This window comes from uncultured Paraglaciecola sp. (genome assembly GCF_913058035.1).
Lineage (GTDB): Bacteria > Pseudomonadota > Gammaproteobacteria > Enterobacterales > Alteromonadaceae > Paraglaciecola.
The window spans coordinates 1-22598 of sequence record NZ_CAJXPA010000013.1 but is presented as its reverse complement, the minus strand read 5'-3'; the positions used below and the strand labels follow the sequence as shown (position 1 = coordinate 22598).

Annotated in this window: 17 protein-coding genes; 6 read left to right on the top strand and 11 right to left on the bottom strand. The window is 39.3% G+C overall.

Annotated elements, in window-relative coordinates:
* Positions 1-95 precede the first annotated feature (95 nt).
* From QZ562_RS03330 to pilM, 5 genes are read right to left on the bottom strand one after another with little or no spacing between them, the layout of a single operon-like run.
* On the bottom strand, positions 96-1871 hold the full coding sequence (locus tag QZ562_RS03330; RefSeq protein WP_293756889.1) for a type IV pilus secretin PilQ family protein: 1776 nt from the start codon (positions 1869-1871) through the stop codon (positions 96-98).
* Positions 1864-2403, bottom strand: a complete 540-nt coding sequence (locus QZ562_RS03325) for a pilus assembly protein PilP (RefSeq protein WP_293756887.1) — start codon at positions 2401-2403, stop codon at positions 1864-1866. The genes QZ562_RS03330 and QZ562_RS03325 overlap by 8 nt, the downstream gene beginning before the upstream one ends.
* Positions 2400-3017 carry a type 4a pilus biogenesis protein PilO gene (locus QZ562_RS03320; RefSeq protein WP_293756884.1) on the bottom strand — a complete coding sequence of 206 codons (618 nt, stop codon included), beginning with the start codon at positions 3015-3017 and terminating at the stop codon, positions 2400-2402. The genes QZ562_RS03325 and QZ562_RS03320 overlap by 4 nt, the downstream gene beginning before the upstream one ends.
* Positions 3014-3598 (bottom strand): PilN domain-containing protein, encoded by a 585-nt coding sequence (locus QZ562_RS03315; RefSeq protein WP_293756881.1) that lies wholly within the window; start codon positions 3596-3598, stop codon positions 3014-3016. The genes QZ562_RS03320 and QZ562_RS03315 overlap by 4 nt, the downstream gene beginning before the upstream one ends.
* Positions 3586-4650: a type IV pilus assembly protein PilM gene (pilM, locus tag QZ562_RS03310; RefSeq protein WP_293756877.1), complete on the bottom strand. Its 1065-nt coding sequence runs from the start codon at positions 4648-4650 to the stop codon at positions 3586-3588. Before pilM ends, QZ562_RS03315 begins: the two co-directional genes overlap by 13 nt.
* Positions 4651-4787: 137 nt before the next feature.
* Here pilM and QZ562_RS03305 point away from each other — a divergent pair, with 137 nt between their 5' ends.
* The 4 genes from QZ562_RS03305 to QZ562_RS03290 all read left to right on the top strand — a co-directional run bounded on the left by QZ562_RS03305 (position 4788) and on the right by QZ562_RS03290 (position 12010).
* Positions 4788-7421 carry a penicillin-binding protein 1A gene (locus QZ562_RS03305; RefSeq protein ID WP_293756874.1) on the top strand — a complete coding sequence of 878 codons (2634 nt, stop codon included), beginning with the start codon at positions 4788-4790 and terminating at the stop codon, positions 7419-7421.
* Between the two features lie 138 nt (positions 7422-7559).
* Positions 7560-9254, top strand: a complete 1695-nt coding sequence (locus QZ562_RS03300; protein ID WP_293756871.1) for an NAD-dependent malic enzyme — start codon at positions 7560-7562, stop codon at positions 9252-9254.
* A 335-nt stretch (positions 9255-9589) separates the two neighbouring features.
* Positions 9590-10600, top strand: coding sequence for an adenosine deaminase (add, locus tag QZ562_RS03295; protein WP_293756869.1), 1011 nt, complete (start codon positions 9590-9592; stop codon positions 10598-10600).
* Between the two features lie 792 nt (positions 10601-11392).
* Positions 11393-12010 carry a LysE family translocator gene (locus tag QZ562_RS03290; protein WP_293756867.1) on the top strand — a complete coding sequence of 206 codons (618 nt, stop codon included), beginning with the start codon at positions 11393-11395 and terminating at the stop codon, positions 12008-12010.
* 389 nt (positions 12011-12399) lie between these two features.
* Here the strand turns inward: QZ562_RS03290 and QZ562_RS03285 are convergent, their stop codons facing one another.
* Positions 12400-12888, bottom strand: coding sequence for a hypothetical protein (locus QZ562_RS03285; RefSeq protein ID WP_293756865.1), 489 nt, complete (start codon positions 12886-12888; stop codon positions 12400-12402).
* 450 nt (positions 12889-13338) lie between these two features.
* On the opposite strand from QZ562_RS03285, the gene QZ562_RS03280 reads away from it, so the two are divergent.
* Positions 13339-14571, top strand: coding sequence for a Xaa-Pro peptidase family protein (locus QZ562_RS03280; protein WP_293756863.1), 1233 nt, complete (start codon positions 13339-13341; stop codon positions 14569-14571).
* 272 nt (positions 14572-14843) lie between these two features.
* On the opposite strand, the gene QZ562_RS03275 is transcribed toward QZ562_RS03280, so the two are convergent.
* The 5 genes from QZ562_RS03275 to QZ562_RS03255 are packed head-to-tail and all read right to left on the bottom strand — an operon-like array spanning position 14844 to position 17507.
* Positions 14844-15275: a hypothetical protein gene (locus tag QZ562_RS03275; protein WP_293756861.1), complete on the bottom strand. Its 432-nt coding sequence runs from the start codon at positions 15273-15275 to the stop codon at positions 14844-14846.
* Positions 15265-16092 carry a type II secretion system protein gene (locus QZ562_RS03270; RefSeq protein WP_293756859.1) on the bottom strand — a complete coding sequence of 276 codons (828 nt, stop codon included), beginning with the start codon at positions 16090-16092 and terminating at the stop codon, positions 15265-15267. Before QZ562_RS03270 ends, QZ562_RS03275 begins: the two co-directional genes overlap by 11 nt.
* Positions 16085-16525 (bottom strand): hypothetical protein, encoded by a 441-nt coding sequence (locus QZ562_RS03265; protein WP_293756857.1) that lies wholly within the window; start codon positions 16523-16525, stop codon positions 16085-16087. The genes QZ562_RS03270 and QZ562_RS03265 overlap by 8 nt, the downstream gene beginning before the upstream one ends.
* The gene (locus QZ562_RS03260; protein WP_293756855.1) at positions 16522-17043 is read right to left on the bottom strand and encodes a prepilin-type N-terminal cleavage/methylation domain-containing protein; all 522 of its coding nucleotides are present in this window, start codon (positions 17041-17043) and stop codon (positions 16522-16524) included. Before QZ562_RS03260 ends, QZ562_RS03265 begins: the two co-directional genes overlap by 4 nt.
* Complete coding sequence (locus QZ562_RS03255) at positions 17043-17507, bottom strand: hypothetical protein (protein ID WP_293756853.1); 465 nt, start codon at positions 17505-17507, stop codon at positions 17043-17045. Before QZ562_RS03255 ends, QZ562_RS03260 begins: the two co-directional genes overlap by 1 nt.
* Positions 17508-18212: 705 nt before the next feature.
* Between QZ562_RS03255 and QZ562_RS03250 the strand changes: the two genes are divergently transcribed.
* Positions 18213-22526, top strand: coding sequence for a DEAD/DEAH box helicase (locus tag QZ562_RS03250; RefSeq protein WP_293756851.1), 4314 nt, complete (start codon positions 18213-18215; stop codon positions 22524-22526).
* Positions 22527-22598 lie beyond the last annotated feature (72 nt).

Genomic DNA, 22598 nt, shown 5'->3' with positions numbered 1-22598 from the left:
TGTAAAGATTATGCAGCAGGAATAATAAAAAAACAGTCTAAACAAGCGATAAAACTGTTTTTTAAATAGATTTAACGATGAAACATGTCCAAATTTCACTTAGTTCTTAATTCATCTGTCAAAATCTTAGGCGTCACAAAGATTAATAACTCGCGTTTTTCCATTATTTCTGATGAATTTTTGAATAAATAACCTACAAAAGGTAAATCACCTAAAAGTGGTACTTTTCGTACATCGTTTGAAGAGCTCTGCTGGAAAATTCCACCTAATACTATGGTTTCACCATTTTCAACTAACACTTGTGTGCTTATTTCTTGAGTGTCAATTGCAACTGCATCACCAGTAGATGTTGACACCGTATCCCCACGTGTATCTTGGGTCACAACTAAATCCATAATAATCCTATTATCCGGAGTGATATGTGGAGTGACTTTCAAACTTAAAACTGCCTTTTTGAATTCAACCGAAGTAGCGCCACTTGAGGTTGCTTCAACATAAGGAATTTCTGTTCCTTGTTCAATATAAGCCTCATGTTGATTTGCTACAGTAATACGAGGGCTTGCAATGACTTCACCTTTATTTTCAGATTCCAGTGCAGATAACTCTAAGTCGATGATGGTTCCATCCAGCAGTCGTGCGATTTGTATACCAATTCGCCCAGCTGGACTACTCACTGGCAACGCCACATTGAGCCTGTCTGTTATAGAAGGGATCACGCCGCTGGTTAGGGAATCAGCACCCGATAATGAGCCTGATACGGCTCCATTACTAATAGTATTGCTCAACCCCCATTGTACACCTAATGACTCGCTAGCGTTGTCTCTTACAGTCACCATACGTGATTCTATCAATACCTGCTTGATAGGGATATCTAAGGCATCAACTAAAATTCTTGCTTCATCGATTGATGTTTGTGTATCCCTAAGTAAAAGTGTGTTGGTTCTTTCATCAACTGCAACACTACCTCTAGGTGTTAGAATACTGTTATCAGTACCTTTGAGAATGGCGGCCAAGTCTTGCGCTTTAGCATAATTAATTTGCACGTTTGTCGAGATTAAAGGTGCTAGTTCAGCTACTTGTTGCTTAGATTGTAATTGTTGTGTTTCTCGAGCAGTTAGTTCTTCAGTGGGCGCGATAAGTAATATATTTCCTTCGAGTCTTTTGTCCAATCCTTTGATCTTTAAAATCATATCTAAAGCCTGATCCCAAGGAACTCCAGACAAACTGATAGTCACGTTTCCTGTAACCGTGTCAGTCGTAACCAAATTAAAACCGTTAACTTGGGCTATTATTTGCAGGACTTGGCGAACGGGGACGTCTTGAAAATCGAGTGAAATCGGTTCGCCAGCAAAATCGGTTTGTTGACTATCTGGCGGGCTATCTTGCGTTCGCTTTTCGATTTCTATACTTAGACTATTGGCACCTTTTTGATGACGAAAGATGATTCTGTCTTGCAGTAAAAACTCAACTCTGGTTTGTTCTTCATCTTGAAATGTTTCAATGGAATTAACTGGTGTTGCAAAATCCACCACATCAAGCGTAAACAATTGCTCGTCGGCTAATTTTGTTCTGGGCAAAACCAAACTTAATGTTTTATCTGTTTCACTCAACTGCAGCTGAAAATTTCCATTACTAAACGTTATCAAAGCTTTCGCTCCGCCATTGGGCAAACGTGAAAACTGTATGTCTTGCAATTCAGAATGAAAAACTTTGTCAGCTTTAGGTTTAGCATCGAATAATACAACAGCATTTTCTTGGCCAAATGATTCGAATGCAAATAAGCTTGCAGTTACCGCAACTAGTGCAGTTAGCCAAAACCATATTGGATTAGTTCGATTAAGTTTTTTGTTAAAAATAAAACGCTCAGACATCATCTTCTCCTGCCTTCGAAAGCATGGTGAGTGTGGCTTGCTTTTTCTGCCAGCAGCCAGCACCATCGGGCAGCATTTCAGTAAAAGAAACTGTGCCATTTTGAATAGAATCGATTTTCCCGAAAAACAATCCTAGGTAATCGCCAATTGTAGCTTTAAATAAGCTGCCAGTATTAGATTTAATTAGCACCCATTTTTTACCATTAGATTGAAAAACGCCGGTAATAGATAATGCATCGATACCAAATTTTTCCAATGGTTGTTTGCTGTGATTAAAATCGGGTTGTGCGCAATTAGATTGGGATGCTACTTTTGCTTTGACTCTAACACCTGTATTTCTTGGACGTCGAAATGGACTGCGTAAAGTGTTAGCAGAATAAATAAAGGTAGGTTTGCTTTCAAATTCAGGATACAGCTCTATATTAACGCTAGTTGTCTGTTTGACCTCAGCAATAAATATTTGTAAATCGTCAACTTTGGCTTCACAGCCACTTAATAGTGCTGCTACTAACACAATTCTAATATGGTTCATTGTGCTTGCTCTTCCGTTGTAGTGTCTTGCTCATTAGATGTTCTGTACGTTTTTGCCTGTACTTTAAGCTTAAGAGTATTGACTTCTTGGGTGACTTCAAAATCATGTACTGTAACAATTCGAGGCAATCCGGCTATCTCTGAAGCAAATTGTCCAAAGTTGTGATACCCACCAAATACTTCCATTTCAATTGGCAGCTCTGAATAGAATTCTTTTGGAATTTCTCTTTGCCAATTTAACAATCTGAACGTAAGTCCGGCAGATGTGCCCACTAATGTAATGTCATCCAGTAATCCAGGTGTTTCATTGCTAGTCGGAAGTGACTTTAGCATAGATGAAAAATCGTTTTGTAATTGAGTGAGTTGTTCTTCGTAGGCTTGTAAGTTGACGGCAATACGATACTTACCTTGGTAGGTTTGCTTTAACGATAACTCTTTATTCTGAGCCACTTCGAGTAATGGCAGTTTATCTTTTATTAAAAAATAATATCCACCCACTAGGCCAATTACCACAACAAACACTGCAACCAGAGATTTAACTTCAAAAGGCCAAGTAGCCACTTGTTCGAAATCTAAATCGTTAATCTCCTTTAATTTATTAAAATCAAATTTCATTTTTGTGGCTCCTCTTTAATCACTGAAAAATCTGGAGCAACACTCGGATTAATAGTAAAGGTAAGCTTAAAATCACTGACTGCTTCTAGAGCAGATGTATCAGCCTTAATAGAAGATAATTCACCACTACTAAAAATAGTTGAATCTTCTAATTGGCGCATAAAATCTGCCAACCTGTTGTTTGATTCACTTACTCCCAATATTTCAATAAGATTGCCCTGACGAGAAAAACTGCGAAAAGATAAGCCATTGGGTACTAATCTCACCAGCTCATCCAAAACTATTGGTACGGCGTTTCTGCTTGACTCAAGCTGTTCTATTAAGGCCATTCTTTGTTCAATAGCTTCTTTGTCTTTTTTAATATTTTTAATTTTTTTAATCTGTTTGTCTAATATGGCTGTTTGTTGCTCAATAAAATTATTTCGATAATTTTGATTTCCGGTCATTTTATCAAGCACATTGCCAGCAATAAACATTAAGCTGAATGCAATCGTTGTTAGTGCGACTAACAAGGTCAGGTAATTTTTTTTATGTTCAGCTCTTCGACTCTCGCGCCAAGGCAGTAAATTTATATGTGCCATGCTTGAAAACTCCTACTGGCCAATCCCGCAGCGATAATGAGTTGGCCTGTGACTTGTTCTAAGTCATCTTGATTAACATTATCTGCAATCACCATGTTGGTAAATGGGTTAAAACAGATGACTTCTATACCTAAATCTGCAGTTAAATCGTCAGGCAAGGATTTTATGTATCCACCGCCACCGCATATAAGTAATGAACTTGGGCGAGTTTTACCGGACGCGCTAATATACACTTGCAATGCTCGGTTGATATTCTGTTGAAGGTTAGCCAAGAACATCGGATATGCGTCTTGTTTCCATGTTTCTGGTAATGTGCCATCAGTTAATTGTTGTTCAATTTGAGAACGTTCTTGGCTGTAAAGCATGGTCAAGTCTTGGATCAATGCGTCCATACCAAAGTTGTGGTCTTTGGTATATATGACTTGCCCGTCTTTTACTGCGCACATTTGCAAATGACTGGCACCGATATTGATACAACAAACGGTTTCTTCGGCTTCATGTGGGTGAAAAGACGCAACTGCTGCACCTAAGGCATAACTTTCAACATCAACGACTTTGGCTTCGTAGCCTACTTCATCTAGCAATGTGATCCTGCGGTCAATTAATTCTTTGTGAACTGCGCTTAATAATACTTGTACTTTATTATTAATGGTTTGACTGTTCATTATCTCTTCAAAATCAATATACACCTCATTCAATGGGTACGGTATAAGACTATCCGCTTCCAATTCAATCTGGCTTTCAAGTTCATGATCGGTTTGTCCCGGATCCATATACACAATTTTATTAAGTACAGTTGACCCCGATACTGCGATGGCAACTAACTTACCTTTAATTTTTAAGGCAAGTTTCACTTTTTTAAGTGCATGACTAACTGCTTCGAAATCCTTAATTTCACGCTCTGCAAAAGCATTACCCTGAATGGGCTCGCAGGCATAGGCTTGTAAGTTATATTGTGCACCTGATTTTTCGAGAACTACTGCTTTGATAAAGCGAGTACCGATATCAAGACCAATCATCTTTTGTGCTTTTGGGCCAAATAATTTTTTCAATTGTTAGACATCCGTTTGCATTGGAATAGTTCACAGGATCATTATTACGTAATTTTTTGTTATTTATGGTTCTAATAACTGTACATAGGTATAAAATGTAGATCATTTATTAAAAGTTGCCTTGGTATTATCTATCCGTGAAGTTACTTAAACCTGCATTAATTACCATTTCTGTCTCATTTGTTGTCGGTATCACCATATTATTAGGTACCTATTTTTATATCAAATCTGACTTGCCTAGCGTCGACGTCCTGAAAGATGTTCGATTGCAAACGCCCATGCGTATCTTTACCCAAGATGGAAAATTGATCTCTCAATATGGGGTAAAACGTCGTATCCCACTTACTCTTGACCAAATCCCAGAACAGCTAAAACAAGCGATTATCGCCACCGAAGACAGTCGATTCTATGGACATTCTGGTATAGATCCTATCGGCATGATGCGCGCATTAGTTAATTTAGTCGTCACTGGCGAAAAAGGACAGGGTGGAAGTACACTAACGATGCAAATGGCACGAGACTTTTTCTTAACCCGCGAAAAAAAATACATCCGCAAGATTCGTGAAATAATTTTAGCTTGGCATATGGAACAACTACTAAGCAAACAAGAAATATTAGAATTGTATTTAAACAAAGTAGAATTGGGCCACAGAGCTTTTGGTTTTGGTGCCGCAGCACAGGTGTATTATGGAAAGTCACTTAATGAACTGACATTGGCGCAGATAGCTACTATTGCAGGGTTACCTCAAGCTCCATCAGCACTTAACCCTATAAGTAGCCCTGAGCGCTCGTTGCTAAGAAGACGTATCGTTTTGCTGCGCATGTTGGATGAAGAATATATTAATCGAGAGCAATTTGAACAAGCGGTAAATGCTCCTGTTACTGCTAAAAAATATGGTGCAGAAATAGAATTAGATGCACCCTACTTAGCAGATATTATTTATAGCGAAATGATCGAACTGTACGGTAAAGACGAGGCTGAAACCGGCGGGTATCAAATTTACTCTACCGTGTCATCAAACCTACAAGCTGAAGCGCAACAGGCTGTTCGAAAAAACTTACACGATTATGACGAACGTCATGGCTATCACGGAGCGATTAAACAACTTTGGTCAACAGACGTCGCTGACGATAAAGATAAAGCGCTTTCAGAGCCCGAAATATCTGAACTAATCAACTCAGAACCTTGGCCTGAGGAACAAATGCTAAGCTACCTGAAAGACGTACAAACCTTCGAATCCATGCAGCCTGCTATTGTTGTCAAAGTAAATGAAAAAGATATTATCATTTTCAACCAGCAAGGAAAGTTTAGCATCATTGATTGGGACGGTTTAGATTGGGCGAGACCATTTATCAATGACGCAAAACAAGGAATTGAACCTAAAATAGCGAGTGATATAGTGCAAGCAGGGGCACTGATTTTAATTCGTAAAAGAGAGAATGACTCACATTGGCAACTTGCTCAATACCCACAAGCGAGCGGTGCTTTTGTTGCTCTGGATCCGAAAAATGGTTCTGCACAAGCCGTGGTTGGGGGATATAGTTTTTATCAAAGCCAATTTAACCGTGCAACTCAAGCTAAGAGACAAGTTGGCTCTAACATTAAACCTTTTATTTACTCAGCCGCATTAGAAAATGGTTACACTTTAGCAAGCGTGATAAATGACGCTCCCATCACACAATGGCAATCCGGTTCAGGAAATGCTTGGCGTCCTGAGAATTCACCTGCCGAGTATGATGGTCCAATCCGAATGAGAATTGCTCTAACTAAATCAAAAAATGTTGTGTCAGTGCGTCTGCTCAGGGCTGTAGGACTCGACAAGGTTGCTGAACATCTTACCCGTTTTGGTTTTAGTAAAGATGATATTCCCTTAGATGAAACATTGTCATTAGGTTCTGGATCCCATACACCACTGGAAGTAGCGACCGCCATGGCGGTATTTGCCAATGGTGGATTTTTAATCCAACCTCATTTTATTCAGCGCATCGAAAACGAAATGGGCGATATATTATGGAGAGCCAATCCAAAAAATGCCTGTAACCCCTGTGTTGCCGAAGTCCAAACAAATCAAACCAACAGAGAATCCGAAGATATTGAAGCACTGTTAGCTGCAGAGTTTGGCGTAGCACAACAGATTGCTGAGCCCGTCAAAAAAATTCTTTCAGCTCCAAGAGTCATAAGTGCAGAAAATGCATTCTTAGTCGCAGAAATGATGCGTTCTGCAGTGCAAATTAACGGTAGTTGGGATAACCGTGGTACTGGGTGGCGTGCAGCGTTGTTGATGAACCGTCGAAGTGACATTGCAGGTAAAACAGGTACTACCAACGACGTTCGTGATACATGGTTTAGCGGGTTTACACCAGACTTAGTGGCTACTGTATGGGTCGGGTTTGATGATAATAATCGTCGTCTGGGTCGCACCACACGTAATCAAAATTTGGTTAACAAAAATCCTAAAAAGTATAATTATATTGGTAATGCTTTAGTAGGCAGTGAGTCCGGCGCGCATGCGGCACAGCCAGCTTGGATCAGGTTTATGCAATATGCTCTGGCTGGCCAACCTGAGCATTTGTTGCCGATGCCTACAGATTTATTGACTGTACGTATAGATAAGGGGACAGGTAAACTTACTAATAGAACAGACAATACATCTATGTTTGAATACTTTACCCAAGGCACAGAACCTCATGTATTTGTGGCAGATGCACAAATTATCGAAGCTGCTGATCAAGGTGAGCAAAGTAAAAAGCAAATTGAAGACATATTTTAAAAAAGTACTTGAAACAGTACTTGAAACAGTATTTAAAACAGTTCTTGAAACGTCATTTAAAATAACATATCGCATTTCTTGGCATACTTAGTCAAGGATAATTAAAATAACAATACAAAATCACAGGACAATACGTTAATGGCAAATTCAGTTAAAAAGAGTGCGCTTTACATTCCCCATTCTGGACCTTCACTCTTAGAAACGCCTCTACTTAACAAAGGCAGTGCATTTAGTTCTGATGAACGCGTTACGTTTAATTTAACTGGTCTCATTCCTCCAAGATACGAAACTATTGAGGAGCAAGTTGATCGCGCATATATGCAGTATTCAAGTTTTGATGAAACCATAAACAAACATATCTATTTAAGGTCTATTCAGGATAACAATGAAACCTTGTATTACCGGCTAGTCAAAGAACATATTGACGAGATGATGCCCATCATCTATACGCCTACAGTAGGCGATGCCTGCGAGCAATTTTCAGATATTTATCGTAGTTCTCGTGGATTATTCATTTCTTATTCTGAACGTCATCAAATGGATGATATCTTACGCAACGCTACCAAACGTAAGGTAAAAGTCATTGTTGTAACCGATGGTGAACGTATCTTAGGACTGGGTGACCAAGGTATTGGTGGCATGGGTATTCCTATCGGTAAATTATCTTTGTATACCGCTTGTGGCGGCATAAGCCCAGCATATACCTTGCCTGTAATGTTAGATGTTGGCACTAACAACGAAAAACTGTTGGCTGATCCTATGTATATGGGCGCGCGTCACAAACGTATTGGTCAAGTAGAGTATGATGAGTTTGTTGATATGTTTATCAAGGCTATTCATCGTCGCTGGCCAGAGGCCATGCTACAGTTTGAAGATTTTGCTCAGCCGAATGCTACACCTCTGTTGGAGCGTTACAGAGATAAAATTTGCTGTTTTAACGACGACATACAAGGTACAGCTGCAGTGGCAGTTGGTACTATATTGGCTGCTTGTAAAAGTAAAAATACTAAACTGTCGGAACAAAAAGTGGTGTTTGTAGGTGCTGGTTCTGCTGGTTGCGGCATAGCTGAACAAATTGTTCAACAAATGTGCAGAGAAGGTATTTCAGATATACAAGCTCGCGGTCAAGTATTTATGGTTGACCGCTTTGGTTTACTTACCGAAGGCATGCAAGGTTTACGAGACTTCCAACAACGTTTGGTTCAGCCAGTAGAAGCAATCCAAGAGTGGTCTTTTAGTGGAGAATTTGCTTCATTGTTGGATGTGGTAAATTGCACTCAACCTGATATTTTGATTGGTGTATCTGGTCAAGCGGGTTTATTCACTGAGCAAGTTATCCGCAGTATGAAAAAGAATTGTAAGCTACCCATTATTTTTCCTCTGAGTAATCCTTCTCGCCACGTTGAAGCAACGCCACAGCAGGTCATTGAGTGGACTGATGGTCAGGTCATTGTTGCTACAGGTAGTCCATTCAAACCTGTTGAATATAAAGGCAAAACCTACCCAATAGCACAATGTAATAATAGCTATATTTTCCCCGGTATTGGTTTGGGTGTCATTGTCGCTAAAGCCAGTTTGATCAGTGATGAAATGTTGCTTGCGAGCAGCGCAGCTTTGGCAGAAGCATCACCTCTTGCCGCAACTGGGCAAGGTGAGTTACTGCCCGCATTAGGCGAAATAGCCAAGTTGAGTAGAAAAATTGCCTTTGATGTAGCAAAAATAGCCATGCAGCAAAATCTGGCCTTAGAAGTGTCAGATGAAATCTTAAAAGAGCGGATTGAACAGAATTTTTGGATGCCAGAATATCGTCCTTACAAGCGAGTCAGCATTTAATCTGATTTTTTAAAGAAACATCCTATGTGGATGTTTCTTTAGTCTTATGTCTGACCTAAAGCTGATTGATATTTATTCCTAAATTAAGCATAAATATTGCCACTTTTCTCTATAAGTCTGAGCGTAGTAACTCTGCGACAGTGCGAACTTGAGCATCTAGTCGCTTACTCCAATTTATATTTTCGCACGTAAATAGTGCATCTCATCTATTTTTTGGGAACCCGATTTTTAAAAAACAATGACGAAGCCCATCAGCATCGGCAAAAAGAGGTGTGTGCATGTAGGTATTAAAATTGCTTAGAATATTTTAAATATAAATACTGAGTGAATTTAACATGCAAAGCTTCATCAAAAACATGCCGAAGGCAGAACTACATGTGCATCTTGAGGGAACCCTCGAACCAGAATTGAGTTTTGCACTTGCTAAGAAAAATTCCGTTGAGTTACCTTACAAAACCCCAGAGGAATTAGTCGCGGCATATGATTTTCACGACTTACCTTCTTTCTTAAGTATTTATTATGCAGGCATGGATGTGCTGATTGATGAGGATGATTTTTACCAATTGACCTATGCTTATTTAACCAAAGCGCGGAGCCAAGAAACCTTATATTCAGAGCTGTTTTTCGACCCACAAGCTCATACGACAAGAGGAATTAGTTTTGATACTGTCATAGTGGGTATTCACAAGGCGCAAGTCGATGCAGAACAAGCGTTAGGTATTAAGAGCCAACTAATCATGTGTTTTTTACGTGATATGAGCGCTGAGTCTGCCATGCAGCATTTGGACTTAGCAAAACCGTATCTAGGATGGTTAGTGGGTGTAGGACTTGATTCTGATGAGAGGCACAATCCTCCAATTAAATTTATTAAAGTGTTCAGCGAAGCAAAAAAAATGGGTTTAAAGCTCACTATGCATTGTGATGTTAATCAGCAAAATACACTAATACATATTGAACAATGTATTAGTGATATTCAGATTGATCGTATCGATCATGGTATTAACTCATTAGAGAGCGAGGTATTGTGTGAGCTTATCAAAGACAAAAAAATTGGGCTTACGGTATGCCCAATATCTAATCGGTTTGTGGTGCAGTCGCTTACCTCTGATGAAATCCACAGAATGCTTAATAAAGACATGCTAGTTACGATCAATTCGGACGATCCTGCTTATTTTAGGGCGTATTTAAATGAAAATCTGATTGAGTTACAAAATGAAGGTAAGTTTGATCAGAACCAGATCGTGACCTTAGTCAGCAATGCCTTTAAAATCGCTTGGTTAGATGATGCGACTCAAGACAGTTATTTGCAGAAATTACAAAGGTATGTAAGCCAACACTGCGAATAAAACCGGCCTTCGAGCAGCAAGTAAAATTTGTCTTAATTGGCACAGTAATACTATCCTTACTGACCCAATTCAAGATGTTGTGTGCTCTTTGCTCAAAAATAAGTTTACAAACGATAGACGTTGAAGACAAATGTATTGCAACTTCCAATCAGTTACCTCGAATCGAATTATTAAAAATTCTAACCCGGGACTGCATGTTGGATGAGTTTAATGAATAAAATTGGCTGCCTACCAATAGGGCAATTCAGGTATCAACTTGCAAATCCTTATTTTTAGCCTCAATGATAAATTAGGTAATGTATTGTATTGTTAATTGATGGTCCAAGTTGGTTCAGCACAGCAGTAAGGTCTCTCACTCAATTCATATGTTCTAGTACCACTGTGTAACGCCAATAATAGCGATAGTACATGCCCAAATAGTGATGTAAAGTCCTGAGTAGATGCCTACTGCCCCGATGTTAGACGTAACCAAGCAGCGAGTCAGACCCTGCATAACTTAATCGCACACACTTAATCACACACACTTAATCGCACACACTTACACACTAATATATGTCGCACGTTAGGACAGAGTTCTCTTTTCTAAAGAACCTAATATATCGGCGTGTTTTTATTTTATCAAACCTACCTTCAGCAAAATATTTTCCCACACATTATATGTATCGAGTGAGTATCAACAAACGTAGTCAAAGATTTATTATTGTAATTTAATCCACGTTAATACTTTATAAAATTCCAATAATATCTTTAGGGCCGTAAGATGCGAGCCTGTTTTTATTTTAATGATCTCATATGCCAACTTTTGCCACGCTCGCCGTATTTATTCCTACAATATTTTTCATTTCGATTACGCCAGGCATGTGCATGACATTGGCTATGACATTGGGGTTAAAGGTGGGTTTACGCCGCACTTTATGGATGATGTTAGGCGAAGTTTGTGGCGTGGCTTTAGTTGCTGTGTCGGCGGTGATGGGTGCTGCCGCAATTATGCTAAATTATCCCACATTGTTTATCTGGTTTAAGTGGATAGGCGGGCTGTATCTGATTTATTTAGGATGTAAAATGTATTGGTCAGGTACACAATTGTCTCTCAGCACAGAGATGGACTTAGCACTTAATCGTTATGCTTTGATATCACAAGGTTTTGTAACAGCCATTGCTAACCCCAAAGGTTGGGCGTTTATGCTGTCTATTTTACCGCCATTTATAGATGCTACTCAACCTATTACATTTCAACTTTTTGCCCTTGTGAGCATTATTATGTTCAGTGAGTTTATCTGTATGCTGATTTATGCCACAGGGGGGAAAGGATTAAAAACTTTGCTTAATAAAGGTAATAATATTAGATGGATGAACGGTATTTCTGGCACCTTATTGATTGGCGTAGGTGTATGGCTAGCGCTAAGTTGACTTGAATTGAATATTCTGAGTGGCTTAGTTGCTCCTCGCTTTGATAGCAAAGAGTTGGGGAAGAAACGTTAATACTTTTATCAAAGGGCTTCCTTTGAAACCTCTTAGTATTGCCAGAGTGAAGAGCCTCTGTTGTTGTTTTTGTTTCTGTCCCAGTTGTCAGAAATACTTGACCTAGGTACTCTTTAATATTGAGCTGGCTGATAAACTAAAATAGATTCGATTAATGTGCTTTTGTTTGCAAAACAGTTGATGCCTGACCAAGCACATGTGCATCTTAAAAGTGCTTAAACTCTGCAGTAGGGTAACCAAGTACTCTGGCACTTTATACACGTCCTTGGTCAAAGCAAGGCTTTAAGGTTTTGTAATACGAGCATTTATGCTCAGTTTCATTCAAAGTTATTTATTGACGTGTCTTTTGAAATTAGTATCAGTAAAGAATCTTTGTTCATGAATATTATAGCCAAGGACATTATCCATATGCCGCACGCCGAAGAAAATAGTAATCCGCCGTCGTCTAAAACGTTTATGCCCAGTGGCGTAAACAAGTGAAAAAATATAGCCCCTGAGATTATACCTAATGACATTAATGCGCCAATGGGGATCAAGAATTTACGAGAACTGAATAAGCCAATTAACATCACTATTGAGGCAATGAACTCAGAAATTCCGACAACATAGGCATTAAAAATTCCAGGAGGTAGAAAGAGCCCTTCAATACCAAATGTATCGAAAGCCCATATGTTTAGCGTACTAAATATGTGCAGCGTTTCCACCGAATCAAAAAACTTAAATCGTAACGCTTGGATAAAAACAATACTGATATAGAGCACCATTACGGTGGTAAGAGCTTTCTTTGTAAAATATTTTGACATCATTTTCATATTTCCTTGAACTATTTTTTGATCACTGTCCTGCTAATCTTATTAAAGCAACACAACCCTTGAAAAAAAGTGCTGTGTAATACTCATCTCAGCTTAAGGGACCAGACAACATTTCATTTTATTTCACGCCGTCTTATTTATATATATATGCTTGCTGCTGTCTGACCACATCTATCAGACTGAAGTAATCAAAACGCTGAGGTCACCATGATTAAACTAAATTATGCATTGTTTGTGGTTAAAAATGATGAGGACCTTGGTAAGCTAACCTCATATGAAATTTATGGCAGTTGAACAACGTGGCTCTGTCATTCAAGACATCGTGCTGCGCCCTAGTTTATCGATACTTTGATTTTTAGTTTTTTTCGATAACTTAAGCTTCCAAATAAATTAAGAAATAATAAAGTTTGTACTATAAAGGTACCTAAACACTAAGGAGAAAAAATGACAACTATTGGTATTGGTACTCAAACACCAGAGCAAGCATTAGCCACATTAAAAGATATGACAAAGACAGTTATGCCAATCCAACCCAAAGAACATCTAGCACGTATTGCGAAAGCTCAAGCCTATATGCAAGCAAATAATATTGATGCTATTTACCTAAATGCGGGCACAAATCTTACGTATTTTACTGGTATGAAATGGTACGCGAGTGAGCGTATGGTCGGCGCAATATTACCTGCAGTTGGTGTTGTGCAATATATCGCGCCCTATTTTGAAATAGGCACGTTAAATGGTTTTAAGGTCATAGATGGACCAATCCATGGCTGGCAAGAACACCAAAGCCCCTACGTTTTATTTATAGATGTATTAGAGCAGTTACATATAAGTGATACCGCGACAATAGGCATTGATGAAAATGCGCAGTTCTTTATATTTGATGGTATCAATAAAGTACAAAATGGCTTAGATCTAATTAACGCACAGTCAGTGACTGCCCATTGCAGAATGCACAAATCTGATAATGAAATTGTCTTAATGCAAGCGGCAATGAACATGACACTTGCTGTACATCAAGCTACGGCAAGTATGCTTTATGTAGGCATAAGTACCACAGAAGTAGAGGCCTTTATTAAATGTGCACACCAAAAGGTGGGTGCGCCGGGTAGCTATTTTTGTATTGTACTTTTTGGGGTCGCCACGTCTTTCCCTCATGGTGTTAAAGATGCACAAGTGCTGCAGGCTGGCGACATGGTACTAATAGATACCGGCTGTAAAGTACACGATTATTTATCAGATATTACCCGTACTTATGTATTTGGTGAACCTACAGATGAGCAGCGGGAGTTTTGGAATATGGAAAAAACCGCACAACTTGCCGCCTTCAATGCCGCAAAAATAGGTGTGCCTTGTGAAGCTGTAGACGATGCAGCTCGTGGTTACTTAGCATCACAAGGATTAGGGCCAGAATATCAAACGCCTGGCTGTCCACACCGAACTGGTCATGGTATTGGTTTAGATATCCATGAGTGGCCATATTTAGTTGGTGGCAATAAAACACAGTTAGCAACAGGTATGTGTTTCAGCAACGAACCTATGTTGGTTATACCTGACAAGTTTGGTATTCGTTTAGAGGACCATTTTTATATGACTGACCAAGGAGCAAGATGGTTTACTGAACCAAGCAGCAGTATAGATGACCCATTTGGCTTGATTAATTCGGACAACTTATAAAATAAGGTCTTCCATTGATTGGATGATCAGTTCTGATACATTGCTAAATATAATGTAACGCAATGACTGATGGTGGGTAGTATGCCCATCATTTAACTGTCATATGTTCATTATATGTCTACTTTATGACTTTTATCACGAATTAGGCTTGTGGGTCTGGTTTACCTACCATCAAAAGAGTCTGATCCGTGGATCTGATAAAGTAGTCTTTGTTGATCAGAACACGATATGAGTCACGAAAACCAGTAACGTAGATTAGGTTCTTTAATCCGTTACTGTGTTGTATCTGCTAGCACAGTGAACCTGCGTTCAACGTAATCAGGATTTGACACGACCCCCGGGCAAGTGTCGCTATCGGGAATGTTGCAAGCAGTTGCTGTGATGGAATAAATCACGCCTATACCTGCTTCTGTTATATTGACTGTTGGAGCAATAACACTACATGTCATCGTTACTCTCATGTCATTTATCACCCCTATATCAGTCGACGATATACAAGATGGAGGCGTGTTTAGCACCTTATAAAGCCCCCATTCAGTGCCTGATCGTGCTGCTTGAAAAGCTTTTGCACCCATAAAGTCAAGTGTCGAGCCAATTTGCTGATTGAGCGAAATAGTGGTCATAAATGCACCTAGTCCTGCCAGTACCACCAGTAGAAATATAGCGGTGACAAGGGTAAACCCTTGTTGCGATTTAGGGAACATTATTAACATGCACCTCTTGATATAGTTGAATTGATTCACCCGATTTTTCTAAACCTAAGCGCATAGTAAGCAATCCATTTCTTTGAGAAACTGCGGGCGTATAGGTAAAACTGCAGGCACTGATATTACTCATTAGTACGTCACCCACATCTGATCCTGGGCAACTTGACAGTTGTTCAGAGGTTATGGCTCTCGTAGATCGGATTAGCTCACGGTTCACCATGTCACATGAATACACCACAGAGTAATTTGATATCACGTGAAAACGTTTACCGGGTGATTCAAAGGGAAACTGATTGGCTACATCCAATTCAATATTGCTTGCAGAAGTGCTACTTTTGATGGCTGCGCGAATAGGTTTAAACCCAGAAGTATCATAAGCATCTGCACCAAAAATACCGAGGTTGTATATCACTGCATGGTATGAGGCACCTGAAGAAAAATCAGGTAGATTGGTGGCTGCAATAACGTCAAACGAACTATCAACTGCTGAAAAATCTAGGATGTCACCTGAACCATTAATACTCGGTGCGACTCGATAGCGTCCTCCACCCACCACGGGCAAAAACTCAACACAGTTATTGCTGGCTGGACTTGTGCTACGCAAACTATTGGGCAAGGCTGCATGTATATCACGGGCAATACGTCGTAAGGCACCATCTGCTGCATCGGTTAAATTTGCACGGCGAACTGTATCAGTGTAACTGTCCACGGGCGCTTTAATAAACACCGCCACCATACCTGCAAGAATACCAGTAATAACGATGGTGAGGACCGCCTCGAGTAGTGTAAAACCGCGGTTTAATGACTTATTCATAGTTTGTTCGATAACCAATCAAAGTAATAGTATCGACACCCAAAGTCACTGCAGCTGTCACTCTCTTGATACCGCCATCAGGCAATCCTAAAGCCGCGGCGTCATCGATACTAATTGTTATTTCATAATTTTCTAAGCCATCAATCGCCGAACCATCAATCGCTTCGATACCATTTTTGTTATAGTCAGCATAATCGCTGACATCATCAAATTGCGCACGATTACTTCCTGAATACCCTCCCACAATAAAGTCTTTAGCAAGAATTTCGTCTAGCATTGCCTCAGCAATAGCAGTCGATTGTTTGTTAACAAGAGGATCTGTATTCGCCTTCAGTGTGACATTAAAGATTGACAGGACCCCTATCACACCAATCGAGACTACAACGATAAAAGTCACCAATTCAACCATACTTAAACCTCGTTGAAATATCATTCTACGTAACCTGTTTCTGGTGCAACCGTAATGTTGGGTTGATTAGTAATCGTAATACTTGCCGCTGGTGCCATAGAATATGGGGCGTTGACCAAACGCCCAAGTGGATCAAAAATCAGACTCGACGTGCCACCAATAAACACTCCTCTTGGGGCACATATCTGATTAGTTGATGCGCAGTTTGGCTCTGGTATAAGAAGGGCGAGTGCTGAATTACATGTGATTAATGTTTTTCCATCAGGTAAAGCTTCATCACGCGTCAGAGAAATAGTGCCATCCCCAACATTAACATCAACACAGACAAAACGCCGACTAGCTACAGCAACATGTCGCGCATGCTGAAATACAGACTTGACTGAATCATGAAAACCACGCTCATGAAACGTATTATTTGCGATGCGCGGTAAAGCAACCACTGACAGAATGCCTAAAATTATAATAACGATTACTAATTCAATGAGCGTGAATCCGCTGACATAAGAAACTGATTTTTGGAAATAATTTGGAGGTTCTGACATTAAAATCCCCCCCGAAGATGAACTATTTTATTAGAGTCTGATATGCGAAGAGAAAGGTTTGCGAGACGTTTGGGATTGACTATCAACTCAGTCCAATAGCATCTCAACCACACAGATACCGTTGTTGAAGTAACTGTTGACCCTGAATTATCCAAGTTTGATGCTTTAAGCTGAAGCTCAAGTTTTCTCATGAAATTATTTACGCTCACTTCTTTGTATTTTTTCACAGGAAGCTCTGCAGAAAATGACAAGGTGGTAGCGGTGTAGCCATCAATCATATTAGTCTGCCAGATGTTTGTCGTATCTTGCCAGTATTCTTCGCGCATAAGCATGGGCGAGTCTAAATGCTCTGAGTTATAAGCATCAAGTGAACGTACTCGATCACTACGTAAAATGTTTGTTGCTTTTGGCTCATAACTAGATGAAATCACATCGTCGGTATCAACCCCTTCTAGTGTAATCATGGCTGCGGTAACTACCTTATTAAAGGTGAATGCTGGTGTTGGGTTGGCTACACCGACCAAAAATGCACTAGAGATTTAATAGTAGGCGATAGAAAACCTTCTGCAACATTATTAACATTACAAAGTATGGTTGCTTGATTGCAATTGGTTAGGGCTAGACCACTATAACTAAACGTTTTTGCCACAAGGACATGTAATACATAGCGACAACAACTATAAAAAAACTATGATAATAAAATGGTCTGTTTAAAACTGACCTTTGCAATAAGCTGGCATTGAGATGAGTCGTTGTACGCCAGTTGAGTAAAAAAAAAGTTTAAAGTACTGTGAGTCAGAATTTTTTTAGCGATTTCAGCTAACTGTTTTCGCCTAGTAAAACTAATCAGTATGTTATTGCTCACACTACCTAAATTTTCAATATATTGAGATTAAACGGACATACTGGTGTACGGCAATTTTTATCAAGTTAGTTGCCGCATCAATCTAAGTAAATATTCTTAGTCAAAAACTTTCCAGACCTTTAGCAAAAATACCGACCTTACACAATTTGCGATGGATAGTTTTTACATAAAACATCAAAAAAGTACCTAAACATAAATGTTTACCAAAAGACGTCATTGTATTTTTGAGATTAATTGTTTAGCTGCGTTATTTTTGTTAATTTCAGTTCATCAACAACAGATATATATTAAGAACCACACAACTATGAAGCTTGCTGCTTTAATCCAGCCAACAATCCACGAACAAATAAAATCATTATATCAAGCCTTTTTAAAACTTGATGAACACAAACAAAGCGTACTGATGATTTTGGCTGTGGTGTACAAACCGATTGATGTTAAAAAGCTAGAAGATGTGATTGATATATTAATAACTAAAGGATTTTTAGTAAAAACAAAGAAAGAGTATCTGTTATCAAAGCCATGTAGAGATCTGCTGACTGAACAAATGTTATTGACCCCAAATAAAGAGGGGTTACAACTAAACAGATTGCTTGCCAATCGTTTGACGTCTGAAATTGATCAATTCCACACCTTATTCGTTTTTACAGCAGATGACCTTCCACACACAAATCTACTTGAGATAATAATGGCCGCCGAACAGGTTGTGCCAGTCCTAAACATTTACAGTTGGCAGAAAAAAGATATTGACGGACATAGAGTTATTCGTGACCTTTATTATCTGAATAAAATTGGGGGCATCGTAAGCGCCTTAAAGTTTAATAAAAACCCACAAATTATTGATCACTCACAAAATAGTATTTTACTTGAAATTCTTTTTTTACCATTCAGCTTGGAAGCTTTTTTACAACTACCTAACGTGTTGCAATATCAAGCGTTTGCGACTCTGATTAGGACATTTCAAATACAAGGGCAAAGTTGTGAATACCCTATTCAATTATTGGAACACGTTTGCTCTGCGAACATCGATAGAACAGATCCTGCATACAATATCGACTGTCATCATCTACTTGCAGAACAGTATTTATATCAAATGCGTTTTGACGATTTCGAGCGTATACAAGTTTTACAAGACCTGAGTAGCTATGGATTGCAGTTGCAAGGAGCTTACTGCTTCTTAAGGGGCGAAAACCAGCAAGCTATTGATTATTTTGAGCAAGCATTGCTGGCTAAAAACAAACTGACTAAACGCAAAAAACAATATTTAAATGACGTCTTAGGGTATTTTTATAAATTAACGTTAATGGTTTACGCCAACCAACACGATGTCAATTATTTTTCAATTGCCCTACAACAAGTCGAGTTTGAAGAAAGTGATCGTAAATCCAATAACGATTTTTATTACATTGGACAAGGTGTTGTTAAACCAATTTTAAGCTTATCTTCGAGCGAAAAATATAATGTTAATATTGAGTATAATAGTGTTGATGATGAGATTGACTATTTCTCTCATCAGCTCAGTTATTTCAATTATTTATTGGCGCAGGTTTGGTGTAACCAGACAAAAGATCCAATATTTGTAAAGTTAGCTTTAAAATATCATACAAATTTTAATCAACTTGGTTATCCTTTATTTGCGCAAATATGTCGACAAATGGCTACGAGTTTCAGTAGTAAAAAACCAGAGTTAGAGTGGGTAGTAGAATCTGAATCTGAATCGAAATTGACTGATGTTACCAACCTAATAGAAATTAAATCAGAGTGGGATTTAGCCCTAGATAAATTAATTGCATTGAACCCAAATACTGCAAAAAACTTGACCTCAGTGATAGAAAAAGTTGTCAAACCAGTGCGTTTAATTTGGGAATTTGAACACAGTTATGGTCACACTTTAAGTGCTCGGGAGCAAAAGTTTAATAAATCAGGTTGGAGTAGAGGACGAACAGTATCCTTAAAACGTTTGAAACAAGAAACGTCTCTTTTTGGCTATTTAAGTGATAGCGACAAAAGAATTTGTCATGCAATTGATGCTCATCAAAGCTGGGGGTATTATTCAAAACTTGAATACACATTACAAGGATTGCCAGCACTGGAAGCGGCAGTGGGAATAGACAACTTGTACCAATCAGAAGACCTAAGTCAAGTTATTGAGATCATCAAGCGTGAGCCTGAATTATTAGTTAGCCAGCATGGTGACCAGCTTTGTTTAAGTATTGCGGATTTACCCGATGGTATTAGCAATTATGAAGGGCAATCCACTTACGATTTAAAGTCTATTACCGATACACAATATCAGCTCACAGTGTTTTCGCCTGAGCATCTCAAAGTAGCTGACATCATCGGTGAGGCAGGCTTGTTAATTCCAATCAGTGCAAAACAAAAAGCACTAAAGGGTATATCAGCGATTGCGCCGTTTTTAAATATTCAATCTGATATCACAGAACTTGATACGGGGTTAGAAAACCATGAATGCGATCCTAATTTAGTCGTCAATATTCAACCCACTCAAAACGGGCTCACATTTACCTGTGTGGTGATGCCATTTGGCGAAAAAGGACCCGCATTTAAACCCGCCACTGGCAATGCCAGTTTAACCACCGATTTAAGCGGTAAGCGTATTGCAACTCAACGCGATTTAATGCGTGAAGAAACGTTACTCGACCAACTTGACCAAGCTTGTCCTGCTTTTTTAGGTATGCCAGATAACATCTTACTACTAGACGATTTACAAACTGCGTTAGTAGCTCTAGAGCAGCTAGAAGTAGCCATTACCCAAGCAACATTTGATTTAGTACTTCGCTGGCCGAAGGGTAAAAAAGTGAGTTTAACGGAGAAGATGGATAGCTCACACCTGCAGCTTTCATTTAGTAAAAAAGGTGAGTGGTTTGATATTACCGGTGAGTTACAAGTAAACAACGAACAAGTGATTGAGCTGCAAAAGTTACTAGAACTGGTTAAAACCAGCAATGGTCGCTTTATTGAGCTTGGTGCTGATCAGATACTCGCGTTGTCTGACGATTTGCGGCATAAACTTGAGTTAATTAATCAAGTGACTGACGACGGTAAATTTCATCCCTTAGCCAGTTTGCAAATGGAGGAAGCGACAACAGGTATGCGCATGAAAACGATTGATGCGTGGGATCAACAGACCCAAAAGATGCATCAAGCGAATACCATTAAACCGCAAATACCCTCAACGTTTCAAGCGCAATTGCGTGACTACCAGCTAGTGGGGTTTGACTGGGCATCACGTCTCGCACACTGGGGTGCAGGTGCCTGTTTAGCTGATGATATGGGCTTAGGTAAAACCTTACAAGCACTTGCTCTTTTGCTGTCACGGGCTAAGCAAGGTCCCAGTTTAGTCATAGCACCCACATCGGTTTGTTTTAATTGGCAACAAGAAGCGCTCAAATTTGCACCCACATTAAACATCAAGATATTTGCTGACTCAGTTAATACTATTCAGCGTCAAAAATTGTTAAACGAGTTAAACCCTTTTGACTGTGTGATCATCAGTTATGGATTGTTACAAAGGGAAAGTGACATACTCAAAGACGTGCATTGGCACAGCATAGTGGCTGACGAAGCCCAAGCGTTGAAAAACCCATTGGCAAAACGTACTAAAGCCGCTTTCGCATTAAAAAGCGACTTTAAAATAATCACTACAGGCACACCTATTGAAAACAATTTAACTGAGCTGTGGAGCTTATTTCGTTTTATTAATCCTGGTTTGCTTGGCAATATAAAACGTTTTGGGGAACGGTTTTTACTGCCAATTGAGAATGCAAATGAAGATCCTCAAGCTGCTCGCAAAGCTAGCCAGAGATTAAGAACTTTGATCCAACCGTTTATTTTACGGCGTATGAAAAACCAAGTGTTAACCGAACTACCATCACGTACAGAAATTAATATTCGAGTAGAAATGAGTCCAAAAGAGCGTGATTTTTACGAAGCACTGAGACTTAATGCAATAGATAATATTAGCCAAAATGACCAGCAAGCTAATGCAGGTGAGCAGCGAATTAAAATGCTTGCCGAGCTAGTGAAACTTCGTCAAGCCTGCTGCCATCCTAGATTAGTTGTGGCAGAGACCGATATTCCCAGCGCCAAACTCGCAGCCCTCGATGAATTACTGGAAGAGTTAAAACTCAACAATCACAAAGCACTCATCTTTAGTCAGTTTGTTGGGCACCTACAATTGATAAAACACCACATCGAAGCCAAAGGGTTTAGTTACCAATACTTGGACGGCTCAACACCACAAAAGCAGCGACAAAAACGTGTAAACGCGTTTCAAAGTGGCGAAGGTGATATATTTCTAATTAGTTTAAAAGCGGGTGGTTCAGGCTTAAACTTAACCGCAGCAGATTATGTGATCCATATGGACCCTTGGTGGAATCCCGCCGTGGAAGATCAAGCTTCTGACCGCGCCCATCGTATGGGTCAAACACGCCCAGTGACAATTTATAGATTAATTACCCAGGACACAATAGAACAAAAAATAGTCGCTCTGCACCAGCATAAACGAGACTTGGCAGACAAATTGTTATCGGGCAACGAGGCCGTTACTAAATTGTCGGTAGATGACATGCTAAAACTATTAAAAGAGACATTTTAGGCTGCATAAAATAACCACTATCTGTGGTGCCGATGAAAGTAAAAAACGGTAATAAATAATTGATATTATGCA

What these genes read in the sequence shown, in the direction of transcription:
- add (WP_293756869.1), top strand. Translation starts at nt 9,590, where the DNA reads ATGCAAAGCTTCATCAAAAACATGCCGAAGGCAGAACTACATGTGCAT.
- QZ562_RS03250 (WP_293756851.1), top strand. Translation starts at nt 18,213, where the DNA reads ATGAAGCTTGCTGCTTTAATCCAGCCAACAATCCACGAACAAATAAAA.
- QZ562_RS03325 (WP_293756887.1), bottom strand. Translation starts at nt 2,403, where the DNA reads ATGAACCATATTAGAATTGTGTTAGTAGCAGCACTATTAAGTGGCTGT.
- QZ562_RS03300 (WP_293756871.1), top strand. Translation starts at nt 7,560, where the DNA reads ATGGCAAATTCAGTTAAAAAGAGTGCGCTTTACATTCCCCATTCTGGA.
- QZ562_RS03285 (WP_293756865.1), bottom strand. Translation starts at nt 12,888, where the DNA reads ATGATGTCAAAATATTTTACAAAGAAAGCTCTTACCACCGTAATGGTG.
- QZ562_RS03265 (WP_293756857.1), bottom strand. Translation starts at nt 16,525, where the DNA reads ATGATATTTCAACGAGGTTTAAGTATGGTTGAATTGGTGACTTTTATC.
- QZ562_RS03270 (WP_293756859.1), bottom strand. Translation starts at nt 16,092, where the DNA reads ATGAATAAGTCATTAAACCGCGGTTTTACACTACTCGAGGCGGTCCTC.
- QZ562_RS03330 (WP_293756889.1), bottom strand. Translation starts at nt 1,871, where the DNA reads ATGTCTGAGCGTTTTATTTTTAACAAAAAACTTAATCGAACTAATCCA.
- QZ562_RS03280 (WP_293756863.1), top strand. Translation starts at nt 13,339, where the DNA reads ATGACAACTATTGGTATTGGTACTCAAACACCAGAGCAAGCATTAGCC.
- QZ562_RS03275 (WP_293756861.1), bottom strand. Translation starts at nt 15,275, where the DNA reads ATGTTCCCTAAATCGCAACAAGGGTTTACCCTTGTCACCGCTATATTT.
- QZ562_RS03290 (WP_293756867.1), top strand. Translation starts at nt 11,393, where the DNA reads ATGCCAACTTTTGCCACGCTCGCCGTATTTATTCCTACAATATTTTTC.
- QZ562_RS03255 (WP_293756853.1), bottom strand. Translation starts at nt 17,507, where the DNA reads ATGATTACACTAGAAGGGGTTGATACCGACGATGTGATTTCATCTAGT.
- QZ562_RS03320 (WP_293756884.1), bottom strand. Translation starts at nt 3,017, where the DNA reads ATGAAATTTGATTTTAATAAATTAAAGGAGATTAACGATTTAGATTTC.
- QZ562_RS03260 (WP_293756855.1), bottom strand. Translation starts at nt 17,043, where the DNA reads ATGTCAGAACCTCCAAATTATTTCCAAAAATCAGTTTCTTATGTCAGC.
- QZ562_RS03315 (WP_293756881.1), bottom strand. Translation starts at nt 3,598, where the DNA reads ATGGCACATATAAATTTACTGCCTTGGCGCGAGAGTCGAAGAGCTGAA.